Source organism: Collinsella aerofaciens (assembly GCF_028206795.1).
In the GTDB taxonomy this organism is placed as follows: domain Bacteria; phylum Actinomycetota; class Coriobacteriia; order Coriobacteriales; family Coriobacteriaceae; genus Collinsella; species Collinsella aerofaciens_AX.
This window is the reverse complement of record NZ_JAQLFJ010000004.1, coordinates 20733-41662: the sequence shown is the minus strand read 5'-3', so window position 1 is coordinate 41662 and position 20930 is coordinate 20733. Positions and strand designations below refer to the sequence as shown.

At 59.8% G+C, this 20930-nt stretch carries 18 protein-coding genes and 1 riboswitch; of the genes, 6 read left to right on the top strand and 12 right to left on the bottom strand.

Annotation, left to right across the window (positions count from 1 at the left end):
* Positions 1-105 precede the first annotated feature (105 nt).
* Entirely contained in the window at positions 106-852 is a 747-nt protein-coding gene (locus PMX70_RS03455) for an aspartate/glutamate racemase family protein (protein WP_233544270.1), read from the bottom strand.
* A gap of 84 nt (positions 853-936) precedes the next feature.
* The gene (locus PMX70_RS03450; protein ID WP_099431498.1) at positions 937-2193 is read right to left on the bottom strand and encodes a carboxylate--amine ligase; all 1257 of its coding nucleotides are present in this window, start codon (positions 2191-2193) and stop codon (positions 937-939) included.
* Between the two features lie 222 nt (positions 2194-2415).
* On the opposite strand from PMX70_RS03450, the gene PMX70_RS03445 reads away from it, so the two are divergent.
* Positions 2416-3048 (top strand): MOSC domain-containing protein, encoded by a 633-nt coding sequence (locus PMX70_RS03445; protein ID WP_271742896.1) that lies wholly within the window; start codon positions 2416-2418, stop codon positions 3046-3048.
* Positions 3049-3282: 234 nt separating this feature from the next.
* Positions 3283-4416, top strand: coding sequence for a coiled-coil domain-containing protein (locus PMX70_RS03440; protein WP_099431497.1), 1134 nt, complete (start codon positions 3283-3285; stop codon positions 4414-4416).
* A gap of 38 nt (positions 4417-4454) precedes the next feature.
* Here PMX70_RS03440 and PMX70_RS03435 read toward each other — a convergent pair whose 3' ends face one another.
* The 5 genes from PMX70_RS03435 to PMX70_RS03415 all read right to left on the bottom strand — a co-directional run bounded on the left by PMX70_RS03435 (position 4455) and on the right by PMX70_RS03415 (position 8508).
* Positions 4455-5834, bottom strand: coding sequence for a serine/threonine protein kinase (locus tag PMX70_RS03435; RefSeq protein ID WP_271742895.1), 1380 nt, complete (start codon positions 5832-5834; stop codon positions 4455-4457).
* A 98-nt stretch (positions 5835-5932) separates the two neighbouring features.
* Entirely contained in the window at positions 5933-6355 is a 423-nt protein-coding gene (locus PMX70_RS03430) for an XRE family transcriptional regulator (protein WP_117635411.1), read from the bottom strand.
* A 32-nt stretch (positions 6356-6387) separates the two neighbouring features.
* Complete coding sequence (locus PMX70_RS03425) at positions 6388-6831, bottom strand: FxLYD domain-containing protein (RefSeq protein ID WP_117635412.1); 444 nt, start codon at positions 6829-6831, stop codon at positions 6388-6390.
* Positions 6832-6994: 163 nt separating this feature from the next.
* On the bottom strand, positions 6995-7264 hold the full coding sequence (locus PMX70_RS03420) for a hypothetical protein (protein WP_271742894.1): 270 nt from the start codon (positions 7262-7264) through the stop codon (positions 6995-6997).
* A gap of 56 nt (positions 7265-7320) precedes the next feature.
* A complete protein-coding gene (locus PMX70_RS03415) occupies positions 7321-8508 on the bottom strand; it encodes an amidohydrolase (protein WP_271742893.1) in 1188 nt (395 codons plus the stop codon).
* Positions 8509-8654: 146 nt separating this feature from the next.
* A riboswitch (Lysine riboswitch) is annotated at positions 8655-8823 on the top strand.
* 65 nt (positions 8824-8888) lie between these two features.
* Here PMX70_RS03415 and dapA point away from each other — a divergent pair.
* From dapA to dapD, 3 genes are read left to right on the top strand one after another with little or no spacing between them, the layout of a single operon-like run.
* Positions 8889-11198, top strand: coding sequence for a 4-hydroxy-tetrahydrodipicolinate synthase (gene dapA / locus PMX70_RS03410; RefSeq protein ID WP_271742892.1), 2310 nt, complete (start codon positions 8889-8891; stop codon positions 11196-11198).
* Positions 11191-11931, top strand: coding sequence for a 4-hydroxy-tetrahydrodipicolinate reductase (gene dapB / locus PMX70_RS03405; protein ID WP_271742891.1), 741 nt, complete (start codon positions 11191-11193; stop codon positions 11929-11931). The genes dapA and dapB overlap by 8 nt, the downstream gene beginning before the upstream one ends.
* 39 nt (positions 11932-11970) lie before the next feature.
* The gene (gene dapD / locus PMX70_RS03400) at positions 11971-12690 is read left to right on the top strand and encodes a 2,3,4,5-tetrahydropyridine-2,6-dicarboxylate N-acetyltransferase (RefSeq protein ID WP_271742890.1); all 720 of its coding nucleotides are present in this window, start codon (positions 11971-11973) and stop codon (positions 12688-12690) included.
* Positions 12691-12936: 246 nt separating this feature from the next.
* On the opposite strand, the gene PMX70_RS03395 is transcribed toward dapD, so the two are convergent.
* The 5 genes from PMX70_RS03395 to PMX70_RS03375 all read right to left on the bottom strand — a co-directional run bounded on the left by PMX70_RS03395 (position 12937) and on the right by PMX70_RS03375 (position 19740).
* Complete coding sequence (locus tag PMX70_RS03395; RefSeq protein ID WP_022094136.1) at positions 12937-13941, bottom strand: nucleoid-associated protein; 1005 nt, start codon at positions 13939-13941, stop codon at positions 12937-12939.
* Positions 13942-14052: 111 nt separating this feature from the next.
* Positions 14053-15213: an Mbeg1-like protein gene (locus PMX70_RS03390; RefSeq protein ID WP_271742889.1), complete on the bottom strand. Its 1161-nt coding sequence runs from the start codon at positions 15211-15213 to the stop codon at positions 14053-14055.
* A gap of 114 nt (positions 15214-15327) precedes the next feature.
* Complete coding sequence (locus PMX70_RS03385) at positions 15328-16278, bottom strand: L-lactate dehydrogenase (protein ID WP_006234343.1); 951 nt, start codon at positions 16276-16278, stop codon at positions 15328-15330.
* A gap of 201 nt (positions 16279-16479) precedes the next feature.
* On the bottom strand, positions 16480-17643 hold the full coding sequence (locus PMX70_RS03380) for a pyridoxal phosphate-dependent aminotransferase (RefSeq protein ID WP_271742888.1): 1164 nt from the start codon (positions 17641-17643) through the stop codon (positions 16480-16482).
* Positions 17644-17760: 117 nt separating this feature from the next.
* Positions 17761-19740, bottom strand: coding sequence for an NAD(+) synthase (locus PMX70_RS03375; protein WP_271742887.1), 1980 nt, complete (start codon positions 19738-19740; stop codon positions 17761-17763).
* Between the two features lie 203 nt (positions 19741-19943).
* Here PMX70_RS03375 and PMX70_RS03370 point away from each other — a divergent pair, with 203 nt between their 5' ends.
* Positions 19944-20906: a hypothetical protein gene (locus PMX70_RS03370; protein WP_271742886.1), complete on the top strand. Its 963-nt coding sequence runs from the start codon at positions 19944-19946 to the stop codon at positions 20904-20906.
* Positions 20907-20930 lie beyond the last annotated feature (24 nt).

Genomic DNA, 20930 nt, shown 5'->3' with positions numbered 1-20930 from the left:
CCCAACGCAAAAGGCCTCGGCTCGCACCAAACGAGCCGAGGCCTTTATTGTTTCACCAGATAAAACCTACCAAAATTAACCTGTCCCTTTTTGACGGGTCGGAAGCTAGAGGCGGTAGGGGACGCCGCTGCGGATGATGGATTCGCGCACCAGGACATCCATAGCATCGAGGGTGATCTCGGGCATCTCTCGATACTTCTGCAGCACCGATAGCTCGGTGCAGGCCAGAATGACACGGTCGCAGCCGCTACGGGCGAACTCCCACATCACGCGGTCGAACTTATCCATATCGGGCTCACGTCCGGCTTTCACATCATCGTAGATAAGCGACATCACATCGTTCTGACGTTTCTCGCTGGGATAGACGACCTCAACACCCGCAGCCTCGCATTCGCGGCCGTAGACGCCCGCGCCCACGGTTCCGTCGGTGCCCATGATGCCAATCTTGCGCACCGGCTCGGCCGGCATACTCAGGTTGGGGTCGAACTCGCACTCCCCCATCACCGCACCCGCAAGGGCATAGCGCACCGACTCACGCGGCATGTGGATAATCGGCACCTTCGTAAACGACTGGATCTGGTCGTAGAAGTAGTGTGACGTGTTGCAGGGAATGGCAATGTGCGCACAGCCCAGCGACTCGAGTGCCTGGGCACACTCTTTCATGGTCGCCAGCAGCTTGGCGTGCTCGCCGGTCTTAATGGCCAGCGTGCGGTCGGGCATGGTCGACTTGGAGAGCACCACCATGTCGATATGATCCTGATCGCAGGCAGCAGCCGTATGACGCACTACCTGGTCGTAGTAATACGACGTGGCCTCGGCGCCCATGCCGCCGATAACTCCCAGCTTTTCCATCGCCGCCTCCTTGGTGACGCTTGCGCAATTGCGCGTATCATACCCGCGCCCGCCCGATGTAAACCGGACGGGCGCCGCACTCATCTACTTGTAATACGTCTTGAACAGCTTAAAGTGGCGCAGCTTGGTGTGCCACATGCGCAGCCAGCGGTTAAAGACAAAGTCGCCCTTCATAAACGAAGGGTCGGCGCCCTTGCCTTCCTTGTCCAGGCGATGCACCTTAGCGCGCAGCTCGGGATCCTTAACGTACTTGTCGACGACGCCCATGGGGACGACCATCCACAGCGCCTCGTCCTGCGCCGTCACAAACTCCGGCTCAAACGGGCGGTTGAACACATACTCGTCCACCACATACTTGGCAACGTTAAAGCCGCTGTTAGTGACGTAGTAGTTGCTGCGACCTTGGCGCGTGTTGAAATCGAAGAACTTAAACGAGCCGTCGCGCTCGTCGTACTTAACGTCAAAGTTGGAATAGCCCACAAAGTGAAGGTCCTCGAGCAACTTGCGCACGCCGCCCATGAGCTCGTCATTGGGCTCGGTGATGATACAGGCGTGGTTGCCGACACCGTGAGGCTGATGCTCCTCGAGCAGCACGTGACCCAGGCACATCATGCGCACCTTGCCGTTGCGGTCGGAATAACTGGTGAGCACGCGCATGTACTCGTCATTGCCGGGCACGCGATCCTGCAAGATCAGGTCGTCGGTGTAGCCGCTGGCATACGAGTCGCGAATGACCTGTTCCAGCTCGGCACGGTCGGCAATCTCATAGGCCTTTTTCTGGCCCTCGAACTCGTGCTGCCACCACATGATGCCGTCAGAAGGCTTCAGAATCATCGGGTAGGGAAAATCGATCTGGTCGAGCACTTCGGCAGGCGCCTCGCCTTGGGCGTTCAGCATCGCCATGGTGAAGGTAAAGGTATGCGGATAGGGCACGCCATGCTTCTCGCACAGCTCGTAGAAGATCTCCTTCTTCTGACACTGCTCAAGCATGCTATAGGGAGCGTAAGGCGCGACGATGTTATCCGCCAACTCATGGGCATCCTTGGCCTGAGCCACGAGGGCAACATAGTTATCGCCACAGCCCACAAGGACAATCGTCTTATCGGCATGCGCTTGGGCAATGCCGTTGACGGTCCTGAGCATCACGGGCATGGTATCGATATCCACGTTGGGCGTGTAGTCGATAATCTGGCTGCGGTACGCGGGACCCGTCTGATACTTGCCAAAGACCAGACTCTTGACCTGGTACTCCTCATAGAAGGCGCGCGCCACCGAATAGGCGTTGATGTCGCCACCGAGCAGCACGGGAATGAACTCGCGCTCTGTAAACTGCAATGCCATGGAAACTTCCTATCATGAACTGCCCACACAACGGGCGGTCTTTGCGCAACTGATTTATTCTAGCGTGCCAAGCCGCCGGCGCCCAAAGCTCCACCGTATCTATGGCAATCGATGCAATCGTCCAGCACGAAGACGGCGCTCACCGTTGTATGACAATGGGCAATGAACCTACCATTGTTGTAGGATTCAGCGTATTGACATCCTCGAACGAAAGGCGCGCACGTGCCCCAAGACCATCCGACCGATAATCCTATCCTCAATGCCACGAAGCGCGAGCTGGCGGAACGCGCACAAACGGCCGTTCCCCTACGCACGGCAAACGATGCCTACGACAGGCCCGCCCGCATCGTCTCAATCAACACGTCGGCGCACAAGGGCACACGCAAGTCGCCCGTCGCGGATGGACACGACACCGTTATAGAACAATTTGGCCTCGCCTCCGACGCACACGCCGGGCATTGGCACCGTCAGGTTTCCTTTTTGGCCGCAGAGTCCATCCAGACGGCGCAGGCCCGCGGACTCGATGTGCGCAAGGGTGACTTTGGGGAGAACTTCACCACGCAAGGCATCAATCTACTCTCGCTCCCCATGGGCACGCAGCTCAAGCTTGGCAGCGAGGTGCTTGTCGAAATCAGCCAAATCGGCAAGGTCTGCCACACACGCTGTGCCATCTACTATCTCGCCGGCGACTGCATCTTTCCCCACGAGGGCGTTTTTGGCGTGGTGTTAAAGGGCGGAGAGGTCCATATCGGCGACGACATCCAGATGGTCAAGCTCGGCGACGGCACCTGCTCGTTCACCCCTGCCGAGGCCCTCGAAGAGATTGAGCGGGCTCGTCAGGAGGGCACGCTGTAGTTGTAAAACCCCACGTTGAGATAGCTTTTACAGCCCAAAACACCTCTCAAACAGGGCTCTGTAACGTTAAAGTTGAACTCTATGGTTTCTCAACAATTCATCATAACTGCAGGTCAAAGCCAAAGCCTCAAGTTCAACTTGACCCTTTGGAACCTTTAAGGTTCAAGTTGAGGTCGAAAGCAGTAGTAGAATACCGTTCGAACCATAACCTACGATTGATTGCAGAGGGACTGGATGCAGCATTCGAATCATCGCGCCGCAGCGCTCATTGCGTCGAAGCCGGCTCGTATCATCACGAGCGCCGCGCTCGCCGTTGCGCTGACGGCCACGCCGATGCTCTCCCCCGTTGCGGCGTATGCCGCCTCGCAGGCAACGCAGGACCAGCTTTCCGCAGCCCAGCAGAAGATCGAAGCCGCCACGAGCGCCTACAACGACGCCCGCACCAAACTCGATGACCTGCAAAAGCAGATTGACTCCAATGAGGCAAGCATCGAGGAAATCGAGGCTAAGCTTCCCGAGCAGCAGGCCAAGGCAAGCTCCGCCATGCGCGATCTGTACAAGTATCAGAAGGGCACCAACCCCATCGTGAGCTTCCTGGTCAACGCGCAGAGCCTGGGTGAGTTCATCACGACCTGCAAATACACCAACCAGATCACGAGCTCGAGCGTCGACGAGATCGAACAGCTCAATAACATGCAAACCGAACTCGAGCAGAACAAGGCTGAGCTCCAGCAGGCCAAGTCTCAGCTTGAGGCAGAGCAGAAAAACGCCGAGGATGCGTTGGCTCAGGCCCAGCAGCTCCGCAGCGAGGCACAGGCAAAAGCCGAGCAGGAAAATGCCGCCGAGCTTGCCAAGCTTGAGGCCGATAAGGCCGCTGCCGCCGAGAAGCTCTCGGGCGAGGGCGTAAGCGGCAGCAATTCCAGCAGCCAGGCCACCAACACCAACACCACCATCGACACCACGGTGAACAACGCCAATACCGGTAGCTCCGATTACGATTCGTTCATTAATGAGTGGACGAGCCGCATCGACAATTATCTCGCCGGCTCCCCCATGGCAGGCCAGGGCTATAACTTTGCCGTCGCCGCTTGGAATACTGGTGTCGACCCCCGTTGGTCCCCCGCCATCGCCTGTATCGAGAGCACCAAGGGTGCTTATTGCGCCAATTCTTACAACGCCTGGGGCTGGAGCGCCCGTGGCGGCGGTTGGCGCAGCTTTGGCAGCTGGAGCGAGGGCATCTCCGCTCACGTTGCCTATCTGGGCGCCAACTACGGCTCCACCCTTACCCCGGCAGCGGCCAAAAAGTACTGCCCGCCCACGTGGCAGGACTGGTACAACAAAGTCGCCGCTCAGATGAACCGCATCTAAGTGCAACTGCAAAGGGCCCCAATGGGGCCCTTTTTCTTTTAGGTAGCGGAGGTATCGACGACGCCGGTCGCATTGGCAACCGCGACTATGACGATCATACATAGGAGCAGCACACCCAATGCCTTGAGCCAGAGTTTCGCGAGTTTCTTGCCGCGATAGCTGTCAAGCAGTGCGAATCGCCGACGAAGACGGCGCTTATCGAGCAGCGCAAAATGCATAAGCACCATAAGGCCATCGACAAAGAAAAAATACTCGATTATGAGAAGCCACGTCGGGTAGCTTTGGTTTGCTCCCGTGGGGTGAAAGACGGCAAAGTGACTTCCGGCAAAGAACACAAGTAGCGAGAAGCAGACAAGCGTATTCCAAATGCGCCCCAGAGACTCCGGAACGCGAGAGAGCAGACCGCATGCAGCGGAGGCGGCAGGCCTAGGAAGCCCTGCGGGGTTCTGGAGCCCTTGGGGCGTCAACACCGTCTCCGAGGCCGGAGTACGGACAGGCGCAGGCGCAGGAGGCCGCACGGGGCGACTCAGATCGTATGCCGCGCGCGTAGCCCGTCCCAACGCTTCCGCACTCGCAAAACGCTTAGCCGGGTCGAGCGCCATCGACATGCAGATGACATCGGCAAGTGGAGTGGGAATGCCACGCGCCTCGCATTGCTCGCGCATGTCGAGCCCTGGTTTAGGGTCGATTCCCGTCAAGCAGAAGAACAACAGGGCGCCAAGTGCGTAGACGTCGCTGCGCACACTCGTCTGCCCAAACCCATACTGCTCGGGCGGCGCATAGGGTCGCGTGCCAAACTTGACGGTGTCGGCATCGGCGCCATCGCGCCATACGCGCGCGATCCCCAAGTCGATAATCACCAGCGATGAAAACGTCAGGCCCTCATCGAGCGTACGGCTCGCACCTGTCACGATGATATTCGATGGCTTGAGGTCGCGATGGATCACCGGCGCCGACGTCTCCCCCGCCATTGCAAAACCGGCATGGAGCTCGCCCACGGCGTCGCAAAGGGCAGGATACAATTCACATGCATAATCGGGGGTGGCTCCCAGACGGTCCACCAGCACCCCGAGCGTCTCTCCTTCGATATATTCCATAACCACGTTAAGCTCGTCGCCCACACGACGGCAATCGACGATTCTGGGCAGGTGCTCAAAACGCCTGCCCGCCCGTTGAGCGGCAAACAGACGCTCGTATGCCCCGCCGATTTGAGCCGAAGCATCGATGCGTTTACGGACAAAGGGGCCGAGCGAACCACCGCCGGTTCCTTCAAAGTACACGAGCTCAGTTGTTTCAACGGACGAGCGCTTAAGTACACGCTCCACGCGATAGCTGTCGTCGCGATCGAGCGACGCCAGGTGCTCGGCAAGCGCTGCGGTCAGCTCGTCATCGGGATATGTTGGGGTCTGAGTATCCATAGCCTCCATCATAGCGCAGGGCGCAGACACCCCATGGCATCCGCGCCCCGTTCGTTTGCATCGTTGTTCGGCAGCTCCGCCGGCTCAGATATCAGCCGCTAACTCACCGTCTCCTCGCCAAAGCGATACAGCTCCTCGTTGACCTTTTGGAGGCTACACCCGCGATCGATGCAAAAGATGATAATCGCATCACGGCGATCCTTGCAGTTAAGGACGCTTACCCCGGCAGCCGTCAGCGCACGGTTGGTCTCTTTGAGCGTCAGCGCCATCGCAAAGGCAATCTGCAGCACCTTATTGCGACTCGGGTGACGCGCACCAGTAAAGATCTGATAGCCAAAGGTCTCATTGAGATCGGCCATACGAACCACGCGCGAACGCTCCAAGCCCTTTTCCTGCAGCAGCTGCTTCAGATAGTCCGAAAGCGACGGGGCGGCAAAGTCGTGCTCCCTGATATAGCCATCGATGTTCGGCGCATCGAGAAGCTCGTTGAGCAACTCCTCGGTCAGCTTTTTATCGGGCATACGACTTCACCTCCCCCAGTGCATGCAACATGCTAGAAACCGCTTACGTCCGAACGCTCCCAGCTAGCAACCTGGTCGGGAGACACCGTACCCAGCGCCTCGAACTTCCAGGAGCCGCCCGCCTTCAGATGATTGGTGTTTGCAAGAGCCGTTCCAACCTGGTTGCCATCGGCATCATACAGAACATACTCAATCTGAATGTAGCTCTTTTCCTTGTCCGTGTTATTGGTCAGCGTGCCCGTGATCTTATAGGTAAACTGATTGGAAGTGTCTTCAGCCTCGTCAGCAATGGTATACGGTTCTTGCGGTTCTTTTTGCTCCTCAGCCTGCTGTGTCATCTCGGCAGGTTTTGCCGAATCGCTCGCAGACGAATCGGTTGAGTTGCCGCCCATAGAGCCCACGGCACCGACGATAACCAGCACCACGATGATGCCTAGGACAATCTTGCCGATCGGCTTCTTTCCCTCTTTTGCCATTATTCATCCTTCCTACGATCCGGCTACCGTGCCGGCACACAGCACATCGTAGGAAGGATTGAACTTGAATTCATTAGCTGAGAGCTAAGGTTGCGGTAAACGGCCAATGCAGTTGTCCAAGCGCCGAGCAAACGCACTTTGCGCGACCGTCTGCCAGTGGTGATCAACCCACCGTGACGGATTCCCCGGTAAAGGCACTGATCATCAACAGGACAAAGAAAACAAGGTAGCTGACACTCAGCAGGTACGCAATGATTAGAAAGATGACCCAGCCGACATTGGTTTTACCGTCGGCACGGCGTTGCTCGCGATTGCGGCAGAGCCAAATCGTCACGCCGATGGCAGTGATAAACAGTACGAGTGCCGCCGCAGCCAGCCCAGCAAGCGCAAACATCACGCCAATGCTCACAGCAATAACCGGGAGCAGCAGCAAGCCGCACCCACACCCACCAGGACTATACACGGCAGACTGTCGGCGTCGCTCCATCGTCACTCCAAGCCAAGCAATCGTTTGTAGGCATCGAGGCCTTTGAGTAGGATTTCCTCGTCGAAGAGCATGCTATCGGTATGCAGGGCGCTTGTAGCATAGGCGGGACAGCCATCCGAATCGCTCGGGTTGTCTTGCCCCTCTGGCACGCCCGTGCCCAGCAAGAAGAACACGCCCGGCAGATGCCGCTGATAGAACGCGAAATCCTCGGCGATTAGCAGCGGCTCGTCCACGAGCTGCAATTCGGGCAGAGCGGGCGCGATTCGGGCAAACAACTCAGGGTCGTTATCGACCGGTGGATAGCCCTCGGCAAAGTCGAGATCGTACGTGCAGCCCGTTGCAGCGCATGCCTCATCAAGCACGCGGCACACACCCTCGCGTGCACGGTCGAACATGTCGTCCGTAAACACACGCAGGCTTCCGGCCACATGGGCCTCCCCCGCCACCGCGTTGCAAACCGAACCGGCCCGCAGCAGACCAAACTTACCGATACAGGGCTCGTCGGCGCCCAACTCGTCCATCAGCTCGCGCTCAGCAACCAAAAACTTCGCTGCCGCCAATGCGGCATCGTGCGACTCCTCGACCGGTACGCCATAGGTCTTGGCGATATGGATGCTCATCCCGTGAATGTGCACATGCGTCTCGCTCGAACGCGCTAGCAGCGGACCGGAACAGCTCGCCAACGTGCCGGCGGGCAAATCGGGCCATACGTGGAAGCCAAAGATGCGATCCGCCCCGTAGCGCTCGAATACGCCGCTCTCACACACCGTCTTGGCGCCACCGGTCGTTTCCTCGGCCGGCTGAAACACAAAGAGCACGTTGCGCTTGATGGCGCCCGGCTGCTCACGAATCGCTCGGTCGACAAAAGTCGCCACCGCGAGAGCCATGGCCATGTGACCGTCGTGACCGCACGCATGCATCTTACCGGGATGCGTCGAGGCAAAGGCCGCGCCCGTTGCCTCCGCGATGGGCAGGGCGTCCATGTCGGCGCGAATCGCCGTGGCATGCGCGGCGCCCGTGCCGGCATCGAAGAAAGCGCAGACGCAGCTGGGACACGGATGGGTCACCTCGCAGGCGAGCGGGGCGAGCACGCCCTCGATATAGGCGATGGTTTGCGGAAGATCGAAGTCGAGCTCCGGAATGCGATGGAGATCGCGGCGATAGCGACGGAGTTCTTGGAGCTCGGTCATAAAGGTTCCTTTCATAGGTGCGCGCCAGTTACCGTCTTATTGTGCCGCAAGATTGCCGCACCCTTGTTTCTAGCATATCCCTGCATTTTTTAAACGTTATATACGAATACTCTTGTTTGGTAAAGTGCAACGTGGTAGGGTCGTTACCACTTGATAGAGGCGCGGGCACGATGAGCCGCGGGCGAGTCGGCAGACTTTGACCCCGCGGGGAGGTGAAACCCGCCGAACTGGGTTTTTCGGGCACGAACAACCTGGTGGGCCTGCGGGAAACACCCGCAGGACTGTCTGCAGCAATGCGGGAGCGCTATCCGGACATTGGGTCCACGCTATGCGGATTCGATGCGCAGATGGCGCCGTCTGGATAGCGAGGTTTACGGGACATGGCATTGATCCCCAGCGAAGCGTATGCGGCCAAGCAGCCGTTTGTGGACAAGGAGACGCTCGAGCATATCGTCGAGCAGTTCCCCACGCCGTTTCATCTATACGACGAGGCGGGCATCCGCCGCAACATGCAAGAGGTGCGCGACGCCTTCGCATGGAACCCGGGCTTTAAGGAATACTTTGCCGTCAAAGCCAATCCCAACCCGGCGCTCATCTCCATCCTCAACGAATACGGCTGCGGCTGCGATTGTTCGAGCTATACCGAGCTCATGATCGCCCGCTCGCTGGGTATCACCGGCCACGACATCATGTTCTCGTCCAACGACACGCCGGCGGCGGACTTTGCCCTTGCAGATAAACTGGGCGCCATCGTCAACTTTGACGACATCAGCCACATCGAGTTCTTTGAGCACGTTGCGGGGCCCATCCCCAAGACGGTCAGCTGCCGCTTTAATCCGGGCGGACTGTTCCAGCTCTCCAACGGCATCATGGATAACCCCGGCGACTCCAAGTACGGCATGACCACCGAGCAGCTCTTTGAGGCCTTCCGCCTGCTCAAGGCCAAGGGCGGCGAAAACTTTGGCATCCACGCATTCCTTGCCAGCAACACCGTCACCAACGACTACTACCCCAAGCTCGCGCGCATCCTCTTTGAGCTTGCCGTGCGCCTGGAGCGCGAGACCGGCGCACACGTCGCCTTTATCAATCTGTCCGGCGGCGTCGGCATCCCCTACCTGCCCGAGCAGCAGGCCAACGATATCCATGCCATCGGCGAAGGAGTGCATGCAGCCTACGATGAGATTCTGGTTCCCGCCGGCATGGGCGATGTGGCAATCTGCACCGAGATGGGCCGCTTTATGATGGGCCCCTACGGCTGCCTGGTCACCAAGGCCATCCACGAGAAGCAAATCTACAAGGACTATATCGGTGTCGACGCAAGCGCCGTCGATCTGATCCGCCCTGCCATGTATGGCGCCTACCACCACATTACGGTGATGGGCCAGCCGGGTGGCTCCGACAAGACCGCGGTGCCTGTCACAAACACGTACGACATTACGGGCAATCTGTGCGAGAACAACGACAAGTTCGCCATTGATCGCGAGTTGCCGCATATCGACATGGGCGACCTGCTCGTGATCCACGATACCGGCGCCCATGGCTACTCCATGGGCTACAACTACAACGGGCGCCTGCGCTCCGCCGAGGTGCTGCTGCGCCCCGATGGCTCGGTCGACCTTATCCGCCGTGCCGAGCGCCCGGGCGATTACTTTGCCACGCTCGACGTGCTGCCGTGCGGCCGCGAGCTGCTGGCCAAGTCGCGCGCCGATACTGCCCGCCATCGTGCCCAGGACGAGCGCCTGGCGGTCGCCGCCCAATGGAACAAGCGCATCCAAATCGCGAGAGCGAAGGAGAAGAACATGGACATCCGCAATCTCGAGGGCTCAATCGTCGCCCTTGTGACGCCGTTTAAAAAAGACGGCAGTGTCGACTTCGATGCGCTCGAGCGCCTTATCGATTTCCACCTGCAAAACGGTACCGACGCCATCCTCACCCTGGGCACCACCGGCGAGAGCGCCACGATGACCGACGACGAGGACAACTCCGTTGTCGCCGCGGTGGTCAAGCAGGTTGCAGGCCGTGTCCCCGTCATCGCCGGCTCGGGCTCCAACTCCACGCAGACCATGCTCACCAAGTCGCTCACCTATCAGGGCCTGGGCGCCGACGGCCTGCTGCTCATTACCCCCTACTACAACAAGTCCAACGAAGAGGGCATCTACCAGCACTTTAAGACCGTTGCCGATGCCGTAGATATCCCCTGCATCCTGTACAACATCCCCGGCCGCTGCGGCTGCGGCATCAGCGAGCGCAACGTAGAGCGCTTGGCCGCGCACCCCAACATCATGGGTATTAAGGAAGCCTCGGGCAACGTCGCCTACGCGGCCAAGATCGCTCACCTGCTGTCCGACGACTTCCGCATGTACTCAGGCGAGGACGCACTTACCGTACCGCTCATGAGCCTGGGCGCCTCGGGCACCATCAGCGTGTGGGCAGACATTCAGCCGCAGCTCGTGCACGACATGTGCCGCGCCTATCTGGACGGTGACGTGGAGCGCGCCCGCGATATCCAGATTGCCGGCCAGCCGCTCATCAACGCCCTCTTTAGCGAGGTCAACCCCATCCCCGTCAAGGAAGCACTCGCCCAGATGGGTATGATCGAAGCCAACTACCGCATGCCGCTGTGCCCCATGGCAGACGACACGCGTTCCGCACTTACCGATGCTCTGAAGGGAGCTGGTCTGCTTGATTAAGACCGTCATTATGGGGACGGGCCGCATGGGCTCGCTCATCCGCACTACCGCCGAAGGCATTGCCGACGCCTCCGGGCAGCCCGTTTTTGATATCGTGGCCCAGATCGGTTTTGACCTGTCCGAGCTCGAGAGCGCCCCGGCAGCCGACGTCATCATCGACTTCTCGAACGTCGTGACCTTCGATGCCGTCGTCGCCTATGTCGAGCGTACAGGCGCCGCGTTGGTCTCGGGCACCACGGGCTACACACCCGATCAGATGGACCGCCTGCGCGAGCTTGGTCAGAACGTCCGCGTCATGCACTCCGGCAATTACTCCATCGGTATCGCAGCCCTGCGTCATCTGGTAGCACAGGCCACACGCGAGCTGCCCGGCTTTGACTGCGAGATTGTCGAGACGCACCACAACCAAAAGGTCGACGCTCCCAGCGGCACCGCCAAGCTGCTACTCGACGCCGTGGTCGAGGCCGAGTCTGAGGCTGGCTATCATCCTGTCTACGGTCGCGAAGGCATGTGCGGCGCTCGCGATCCCAAGGAAATCGGCATGCACTCGCTGCGCGGCGGCACGGTCGCCGGCGTGCACGAGGTGAGTTTCTTTGGCCAGGACGAGGAGGTCACGCTCACGCATCGCGCCACGAGCCGTCAGATCTTTGTCAACGGTGCGCTGGCCGCCGCGCAAAAGCTCGTCACCCGCAAGCCCGGCTTCTACACGTTCGACCAGGTCATGTTTGCCTAACCAAGTATCAACCCAATCCACCCAAAGGAGAGACAGCAAATGAGCAACGCAGCCGAGATGGATGCACAGGAAATTATCAACTACATCGCCACCGCGCCCAAGAAAACGCCCGTCAAACTGTACGTGCGCGAAAAGCCGGGCATGAAGGTTGCCTGGGGCGACGCGCATGTCTACGGCGGCCGTCGTGGCAAGACCGTCTTTGGCGATTGGGATGAGCTCAAGGTCATCCTCGATGCCAATGCCGACTCCATCGACTACTACGACGTAGAGAATGACTGCCGCAACTCCGCCGTCCCCATGCTCGACCTTAAGGGCATCAATGCCCGCATCGAGCCGGGCGCGATCATCCGCGACCGCGTCGAGATCGGCGACCGCGCCGTCATCATGATGGGTGCCATCATCAATATCGGCTCCGTTATCGGCGAGGGCTCTATGATTGATATGGGCGCCGTCCTGGGCGGCCGCGCCACCGTGGGTAAGAACTGCCACATCGGCGCCGGCACCGTGCTGGCAGGCGTCGTGGAGCCCGCCAGCGCCACGCCCGTCATCATCGAGGACGATGTCATGATCGGCGCCAACGCTGTGGTCCTGGAGGGCGTGCACGTGGGTAAGGGTGCTGTCGTTGCCGCTGGCGCCGTATGCGTGGAGGACGTCCCCGCCGGCGCCGTCGTGGCCGGTGTCCCCGCCCGCGTCATCAAGATGCGCGACGCCCAGACCGACAGCAAGACCGGCCTGGAAGAGGGCTTACGTCAACTGTAGGGTTACACGGTTTTATCAAACCGCGTAACTAGCCGACGCTGCAAACGCCCCAGAGCGGCAATCTGACGTTCAATCGTCGGGCATGACCAGAAGGTCAATGCCCTCCTCTTTCACGTCATCTTGCTCGCTCTGGGTCGTTTTCGCTGACGTATGCTCAACCTGCAACGCAATTCAGCCCCAAGCAAAAAGGCCGAAACCCCATCCAGGGCTTCGGCCTTCGCTTTCTCGCTGCAGGCGTAACGCAACTTATCGATTCTCGATGCTGCCGATATTCTTGAGCTCGATGGAGATGAGGCCGTTGGGCTCGTTGACAAACTCGATGTACTCGGAGTTCGAACCCATCTCGGCCGGGAAGCTGATCTCGATACCCGTATCGGTACGAATCTTATGATTGCGCACCGCCGCGCGCTCGACCTGCTTGCGCTCCACGGGAACGCGCTCGGGAACCTTCTCCTCGGTCAGTGCCGCGCGCACACTTTCCTTGATGACCGGTTCGTCCTCAAAGACCTCATCGACGATATCCCAAGGCGGAAGCTCCTCGTCATCCTCGACCTTCTCGGCCACAGCGGCCTTAACCTTGGCGAGCGCCACGGCCGTGTTGGCGCCGTGCTCCTCGGCGACTTCCTCGACCACACGCGTCACGGTGTCGATGACCTCCTTGCCAGATACGCCCGTGTCGCACTGCAGCAGGCCATCGGGAATGAGCATGCGGTCTTCGCCGGCAATCTTGCGCTTCTTGTCTACGTAGCCGATCTCCATGGTGCTCGCGCGCACGATGGCATAGCTCGGCACCTTTTGCGAGGGGTTCGGCAGAATGGCGTAGTGGCGCGCGATGTCGTTGCGCACCTCCCCCTCCTCGCGGCCCACTTCGTGCATAAAAGCCTGCTTGGAGCCCAGCAGCATCACGGCAAACCAGCGGGCATCCTCATCGTCGTCAAAATCGGCCACGAGCACGTCGGTGGACTCGGCTTTCTCGGCTTTGGTGAGCTCGGAGGAGATAAACTCCGCAATCTGCTGCGACAGGTCCACGAACTCGCGCTCGCCAAAGAAATAGCCCTTGAGCTCGCCGCCAAACGCAGAGTTCTCGGCAAACGTGGCGCGTTTATTGTCGGCCGAGGTACGTGCGCGGCGCAGATGCGTGGTCACGAAGTTGCGCACGGTACGACTCTCGATATCGAGCTCGCGCTGGCTCATAACGTTGACGGCAGAGTCAAAGTCCAGGATATGCAGAATCGCGTGATTGATTTTCATATACGGCATTCCGTTCTAGATCGATTTCGGCACGAACCAGTATAGCGGTCGAGCCCTCCCCGAGCGCATCGAAGATTGGTGCATCGGGGACAGGTTGCTTTGCACCAATGGTTAGCGCAGGAGCTCGGACTGCCAAGCCTCGAGCTGTTCTGCCAGACTCTTACCGGCAGCGGACATGTCGAACTGGGGTCGTTTGGGCAGCAGTGCGCATTTAAGGATTGCCACGATGGTCTGCGAGACAAAGCGTCGTGTATCCTTGTCGAAACCTTGCGCAGCCTGGAGCATCACGGGCAGGCTCTCGCGCAGATTCCCAGCGATATCCGCAAACCGCTCAGCACCCGTAGCCTCAAACACGGAGAACAACGCATCTACAAAACGCTCGCGCTCGCTAGGCCCCACTGCAAGCAGCATCTCGCGAATGGAGCCATCAACGTATCGAGCACCGGCGGACAGGCGCTCACAGTACACGAAGTCGCGACCATCAACCACCCAGCTAAAGGGATTGTGCTGCAGCAGGCTGAACTCGGTGCTCTCAACGATGGCATAGTCCTCCTGTGTCTCGAACATCATGCCAAAGATCGACGACCGAGGTAGCGTCTTATCGATGCGGCCGGAAAGATCGGCAAAGGCGTTGCCGTTCAGGAACTCCTCGACGAAGCCAGGACCATCATGGGAATACACCCGTTCGATTCGCTCACGGGCGACATCGGAGCACATCACCGCACCGTACACCGCAAGGTTTCCACCCTTGGAATGACCTCCGCACAAAAGCGGCTCGTCAATCGCATCCGCCGCCTCGTCCACATAGCGTGCCGCAGATTCCTGGGAGGGCACGGGACACCGGAACGCCATGTTGAAGTCCTCTTTCCAGCCCACAATCGTACTGTCGGTCCCCCGGAAGGAAAGATAACTAAACCCCGTCGGAAACCGGAACGCCATGGCTGCAAACTGCTCTGTCGCTACCACATCGCTCACGGCACGATAGCCGCAAACGTGCACGCCACGGTAACGAGGGTTTGCTGCCACGGCCTCCAACAAGGCCCTGCTCCCCTCTGGATCCCACAAGTCGTCAATCATGTCCCGGTAGCACTCGGCACGCAGCAGTTCGCGTACGTCTAGGCCCTGCCAGTTCGTCAGCTCCGCCATATCACCCGGCAAACGCAAATAGGACAACCACGCAAAGACCAGGCTATCCACCGCGCAGAACGACCGCTCCTCAAACGGATCAAACACCGTCTGGGCATATGTCAAAAAATTAGGCGAATCCGACATGGCCCTCCCATCAACTATGGTGCATTGGGGTCAGGTTACTTTGCACCAAAAAGGCGCCCGGGCCGTGTGGACCCGGACGCCTTCATTGTAGCTTTTCGCTCTAGCGAGCTTGATTTAGCAGGAGAAGTCGACGCTGTCGATGATGTCCTTGAGGGCCTTTGCAGAGGCGGTGAGCTCATGCTGCTCGTCATCGTTCAGCGGCACGGGGACGCGGCAGACAACGCCGTCGCGGCCAACGACGGTCGGCATGGAGATGGCAAGATCGGACAGGCCATACTCGCCCACCATGAGCGAGGAGACGGGCAGAACGGTCTGCTCGTCACGCATGACGGCGGTGCAAATGCGCTTGACGGCCATGGCGACGCCATAGTAGGTGGCGTGCTTCTTCTCGATGATGGTGTAGGCGGAGTTCTTGACGTCCTCGGCGATGCGCTTCTCGGCAGCCTCATGCTCCAGATGACCGTGAAGCTCGCAGAAGGTGTTCAGCGGAACGCCGGCAACCTGGGCGCTGGACCAAGCAACGAACTCGGAGTCGCCGTGCTCACCCATGACATAGGCCTGGACATCGCGCGGGTCGACCTCAACGTGGGCACCAAGCATCTGCTGCAGACGACCGGTGTCGAGCACGGTACCGGAGCCGATGACATGGCCCTCGGGCAGGCCGGACATCTTGATGGCGGCATAGGTCAGAACATCGACCGGGTTGGAGACGATGAGCAGAATGCCGTCGAAGCCGGACTTCTTAATCTCGGGGATAATGGACTTAAAGATGTTGACGTTCTTGTTGACCAGGTCCAAGCGGGTCTCACCGGGCTTCTGGGCAGCGCCAGCGGTGACAACGATCATGGCGGCGTCGGCGACATCGGAATAATCGCCGGCGTAGATCTTCATCGGCTCGGCAAACGTCATGCCGTGCGCGATATCCAGAGCCTCACCCTCGGCGCGGTTCTTGTCCACGTCGATGAGGACCATCTCGGAGAACAGACCGCTCTGCATCAGCGCGAACGCCGAAGACGAACCGACGAAACCGCAGCCGACAATAGCGACCTTCTTCTCGTTAACCATTAGAAACTCCCATCTCTCTCCACAAGCAAGCCGCCCGGGAACGACCCGAGCGGCTTGCCGTAATCCCAATACATCCAATCGGGACTTTGATTATGCTCCTATTCGCAGCCAAAAATCGACCGTTTACCGAAATTGTTTGCAGGATTCGTAAAATAACTGCACGAAATCGGTTTCGAGCTATTGACGAGCCGAAATAGCTTTCTAATACAGGCCCGCCTCGCGAATGGCCTCGACAGCCAAAGCAATCTGATCGGGCGGCAGGACCAGCGCCATGCGCACGTGTCCCTCGCCCGAAGGACCAAAGCTCGCGCCCGGCGTCACCACAACGCCGGCCTTCTCCATAAGCTCCTCGCAAAACGCCATGGAATCGGTGCGACCACCGGGAAGCTTGGCCCACACAAACATAGAGCCATGCGCGTTGGGACGCTCCCAGCCCAAGTTCTCAAGACCGTCGCACAGGGCATCACGGCGCTCCTGGTACTTCAGACGCTGCGCCTCGACCTCATCGCGCGGACCGTTCAGACAGGCGATAGCAGCCTTCTGGATCGGGAAGAACATGCCAAAGTCGATCTGGCCGCGCAGTTTGGCAAAGGCAGAGACCACATCCTCGCGGCCGACCAAAAAGCCGATGCGGGCACCAGTGACGTTAAACGACTTGGAGAGCGAGAAAAACTCCACGCCCACCTCGAGCGCACCGGGATACTGCAAGAAGCTGCCGCCCGGCTCACCGTCAAACACGATATCGGAGTATGCATTGTCGTGAACGATGAGCAGGTCGTGCTCGCGGGCGAAGGCGATGATCTCCTCGTAGACCTCGGGCGTGCCCACCGAGCCCACCGGGTTGGCGGGCAGCGATACGATCATATACTTGGCACGATCGGCCACCTCGGGATCGATACCCGCCACATAGGGCAGGTAATTATGCTCGGCAACCAGCGGATAGTACTCGAGCTTGGCATCGGCAATCTTCGCACCCGCCTCAAAGACCGGGTAGCACGGATCGGGAACCAGGATGGTGTCACCCGGATCGAGCAGGGCCAGGCCCAAATGGCCCACGCCCTCCTGCGTACCGTTGCACGACTGCACCATAGACGGCGTAATGCCCGAAACGCCAAAGCGACGCTCATAGTAATCGCACACGGCCTGCTTGAGTTCGGGCAGGTCGCGCAGGGCATACTTCCACATCTCGGGATCTTGGGCTGCATGCGTGAGCGCCTCGACCACGTGGTCGTACGGCTTAAAGTCGGGCGTGCCCACGCTCATGTTGTAAATGGTCTTGCCCTGAGCCTTCAGCGCAAGCAGTTTGTTGTTGAGCGAGGCGAAGACCTCCGCGCCAAAGCGGTCGAGACGCTGCGATGCCTGCATGGTGCCACCTTTCGATATGAAAAACGCGGCGCTCCGACAAGAGCGCCGCGCGATACGGGCCATCAGATTGCAAAAGTGTAACGCTTGCACCCGCTGTTTTGGTTCAATTTGGCAACCTTAGTCCATCGGATTGAGCGCGTCAATCTGGGCGAGCCACAGGCGCGAGCTGGCGTCACTCGGCATGCGCCAATCGCCGCGCGGGCTGAGCGTGACCGAACCCACCTTGGGGCCATCGGGCAGGCAGCTGCGCTTAAACTGCTGGGCAAAGAAGCGACGGCAGAACGTACGCAGCCACGTGTGAACGGTCTTGACGTCGTAGGCGCCCTCGAAGCTCTTGAGCGCCATGCGGTAGATCTTGCCCGGCTCAAAGCCAAAACGCAGCAGGTAGTAGAGGAAGTAGTCGTGCAGCTCGTACGGGCCCACCAAATCCTCAGTCTTCTGCGCAATCTCGCCGTCGCCCGTGGGCGGCAGAAGCTCGGGGGACACCGGCGTATCGAGGATATCGAGCAAGACCTCGGCAATACGCCCGCCAAAAACATCAGCGGCATAGCGCACCAGATGGCGCACAAGCGTCTTGGGCACGCTCGCGTTGACGGCGTACATGCTCATGTGGTCGCCGTTGTAGGTAGCCCAGCCGAGCGCCAGCTCCGACAGGTCGCCCGTGCCGATGACAAAACCGCCGGCCTGATTGGCCAGATCCATCAGAATCTGCGTACGCTCGCGGGCCTGGCTGTTCTCGTAGGTCACGTCCTGCACGGCCGGATCGTGCTCAATGTCCTTGAAGTGCTGCTCCACGGCCGCGTGGATCGAAACCTCGCGGAAGCTCACGCCAAGGTCGCGAGCGAGCGACTCGGCATTCGACTTGGTGCGATGCGTCGTGCCAAAGCCGGGCATGGACACGGCCGTGATACCGGTGCGCGGCAGCCCCAGTGCATCGAAGGCGCGCACGGTCACAAGCAGTGCCAGCGTGGAGTCCAGGCCGCCCGAAAGACCGATGACTGCAGCCTTGGTGCCCGTATGGGCCAGGCGGGTCTTGAGGCCGGCGGTCTGCAGGTCGAGGATGGTCTCGCAGCGCTCGGCCAGGTCACCATGGTCGGCCGGTACAAAGGGCGCGCGCGGGAAAACGCGGTCGATATCGCAGGCATCGCGCAGGACAGGGTCTTCGGCCAACACGCCCTCAAACGAAAACTCAACGGCCGTGGCCTCCGGCGCATCGTCCGCGCGCGTCCACGTCGTCGAACGACGGCGCTCGGCAACCAGGCGGTCAAGGTCAACGTCGGCGATGGCCATATCGCAAGTAAGCAGTTTGGTCGCGGCGAGCTTGGAGCCGTTTTCGTAGACGAGGTTCTCGCCCGCAAAGACCATATCGGTCGTGGACTCGCCCTCGCTCGCGTCTGCATACGCATAGGCACAGTACAGGCGCGCGCTCTGATTGGAGATGAGGCTGCGGCGATAGTCTGCCTTACCGATAATCTCGTCCGAAGCCGACGGGTTGAGAATCACCGTCGCACCGGCAAGCGCCATCTCGGTCGAAGGAGGCGCCGGCACCCACAGGTCCTCGCAGACCTCAACGCCCAGCACCAGGTCCTCGGCGCCCTCATCACAGCAACGGTAGACAAGCCCCGAGCCCAACGGGACCGGACCCTGACCGGCAAATTCAAGCCAAACGGGATCGGTAGGTGCCGGAGCAAACCAACGGCGCTCATAGAACTCGCCATAGTTGGGCAAATACTTCTTGGCCGTGAGGCCCAAAAGCTCGCCCGCACAGCACACGGCGGCGCAGTTGTAGATGTTTTCTGCCACCGCAACGGGCAAGCCAACGGTAAAGACGATCGGCAGGTCACGCGTCTCGTCGAGGATGCGCACAAGCGCCGCCTCACAGGCATGCAGCAGCGTGCGGTTATGGAACAGGTCGGCCGCGGTATAGCCGGTTAGGTTAAGCTCGGGCAACACCAGCGCGCGAACGCCACGCCCGGCAGCATCGCGAACAGCCGCCAGCGCAACCTCGGCATTGCCCTCGACATCGGCCACGCGAATCTGCGGCGACGCCGCCGCCACACGCAAAAAGCCATCAGACTGAGAAAGGTGAAGATTCATAAGAATGCTCCCGTGCGTAGACGCTATTCAACACTATTAGCAAGCCCTATTGTAGTTCAACCGCCGGGTGTAGCCGCATCCCACCAACTTGGTGAGCAATTGATGAGTTGATGGTATCTGTTAAATGTCACGTACGATTCACATCTGGTGGGTACCCTGATGGCTACACGAAACGAAGCAGATTTACACCGGGAGGACCCCGTATGACAACCAAGTACACTGACGCGCCGCGCACGCGCGTCATGACACCGGCCGCGCTCAACAACGGCGTTCACGAAAACCATTCCATCGGACAGACCATGGCCATCGCGCCCAAAAAGGGCCTGTTCGACGACATTTCCATTCCCCAAATCATCGCCGGCGCCGCAGCTGCCGCCACGAGCGTCGCACTTGCTTCCAAAATCGGCATCGCTGGTTCAGTAATTGGTGCCGCTGTGAGCTCAGTCATCACTGTTGTGTCCTCGCAGGTCTATCGCCACTTTATCTCCGCCAGCGCCGAAGCAATCAAAGGCACGCATGCCGCTGTCGACTACCCTGCCGGCGTCTACGAGCCCGTTGAATTTAATGCCGAGGAGCACCTGGGCGGAGCCGCGACCACGCAGGAGATGCGCCAGATTGCGGGGCGCGCGACCACGGCGCGCGTCGCCCCCAACAGCCTGCGCGCCAAGGCGGCGGCAGAGCGCAGCCAGACGCAAAAGAAGGTCATCATCTTCTCGATCGCCATCGCCATCGTCGCGGTCATCGCCTGCGCCGGTGCCATCCTTATCACCACTGCCGGTGAGGGTCTGGGCGAGCGTCCCGAGCCAATCCTGTCGTCGCGCACGACCGAGAGCGATGCAAATGGCAACACCCAGTCGCAGGATCAGCAGGCACAGACGGACGACACGCAAGACAGCTCTGCCTCTGCCAATTCGTCCTCGAACACCCAAAACCAATCGCAGGGCACCGATTCCTCTACGGCCAACAGTAGCTCGCCGTCCGGCACGACCAACTCAAGCCAAACGGCTGACGGTTCGCAGTCGAGCACGGGCGACCAGACGAGCGACACCACTTCGGGAACGGGCACAACAGGCAGCAGTAACACCAACAGCTCGAACAGCTCGAGCGGAACCGCGTCCGGCACGGCATCTGGCAACTCGAGCCAAGGCACGGCATCGGGCAACTAAGCACATTTGCCTCTCACAGATAAC

Bases quoted from the DNA above. Each gene is read 5' to 3' on its own strand.
- PMX70_RS03415 (WP_271742893.1), bottom strand. From the start codon at position 8,508: ATGACCGAGCTCCAAGAACTCCGTCGCTATCGCCGCGATCTCCATCGC.
- PMX70_RS03435 (WP_271742895.1), bottom strand. From the start codon at position 5,834: ATGGATACTCAGACCCCAACATATCCCGATGACGAGCTGACCGCAGCG.
- PMX70_RS03440 (WP_099431497.1), top strand. From the start codon at position 3,283: ATGCAGCATTCGAATCATCGCGCCGCAGCGCTCATTGCGTCGAAGCCG.
- PMX70_RS03395 (WP_022094136.1), bottom strand. From the start codon at position 13,941: ATGAAAATCAATCACGCGATTCTGCATATCCTGGACTTTGACTCTGCC.
- PMX70_RS03370 (WP_271742886.1), top strand. From the start codon at position 19,944: ATGACAACCAAGTACACTGACGCGCCGCGCACGCGCGTCATGACACCG.
- PMX70_RS03425 (WP_117635412.1), bottom strand. From the start codon at position 6,831: ATGGCAAAAGAGGGAAAGAAGCCGATCGGCAAGATTGTCCTAGGCATC.
- PMX70_RS03380 (WP_271742888.1), bottom strand. From the start codon at position 17,643: ATGCAGGCATCGCAGCGTCTCGACCGCTTTGGCGCGGAGGTCTTCGCC.
- dapD (WP_271742890.1), top strand. From the start codon at position 11,971: ATGAGCAACGCAGCCGAGATGGATGCACAGGAAATTATCAACTACATC.
- PMX70_RS03390 (WP_271742889.1), bottom strand. From the start codon at position 15,213: ATGTCGGATTCGCCTAATTTTTTGACATATGCCCAGACGGTGTTTGAT.
- PMX70_RS03455 (WP_233544270.1), bottom strand. From the start codon at position 852: ATGGAAAAGCTGGGAGTTATCGGCGGCATGGGCGCCGAGGCCACGTCG.
- dapA (WP_271742892.1), top strand. From the start codon at position 8,889: ATGGCATTGATCCCCAGCGAAGCGTATGCGGCCAAGCAGCCGTTTGTG.
- PMX70_RS03385 (WP_006234343.1), bottom strand. From the start codon at position 16,278: ATGGTTAACGAGAAGAAGGTCGCTATTGTCGGCTGCGGTTTCGTCGGT.
- PMX70_RS03375 (WP_271742887.1), bottom strand. From the start codon at position 19,740: ATGAATCTTCACCTTTCTCAGTCTGATGGCTTTTTGCGTGTGGCGGCG.
- PMX70_RS03430 (WP_117635411.1), bottom strand. From the start codon at position 6,355: ATGCCCGATAAAAAGCTGACCGAGGAGTTGCTCAACGAGCTTCTCGAT.
- PMX70_RS03450 (WP_099431498.1), bottom strand. From the start codon at position 2,193: ATGGCATTGCAGTTTACAGAGCGCGAGTTCATTCCCGTGCTGCTCGGT.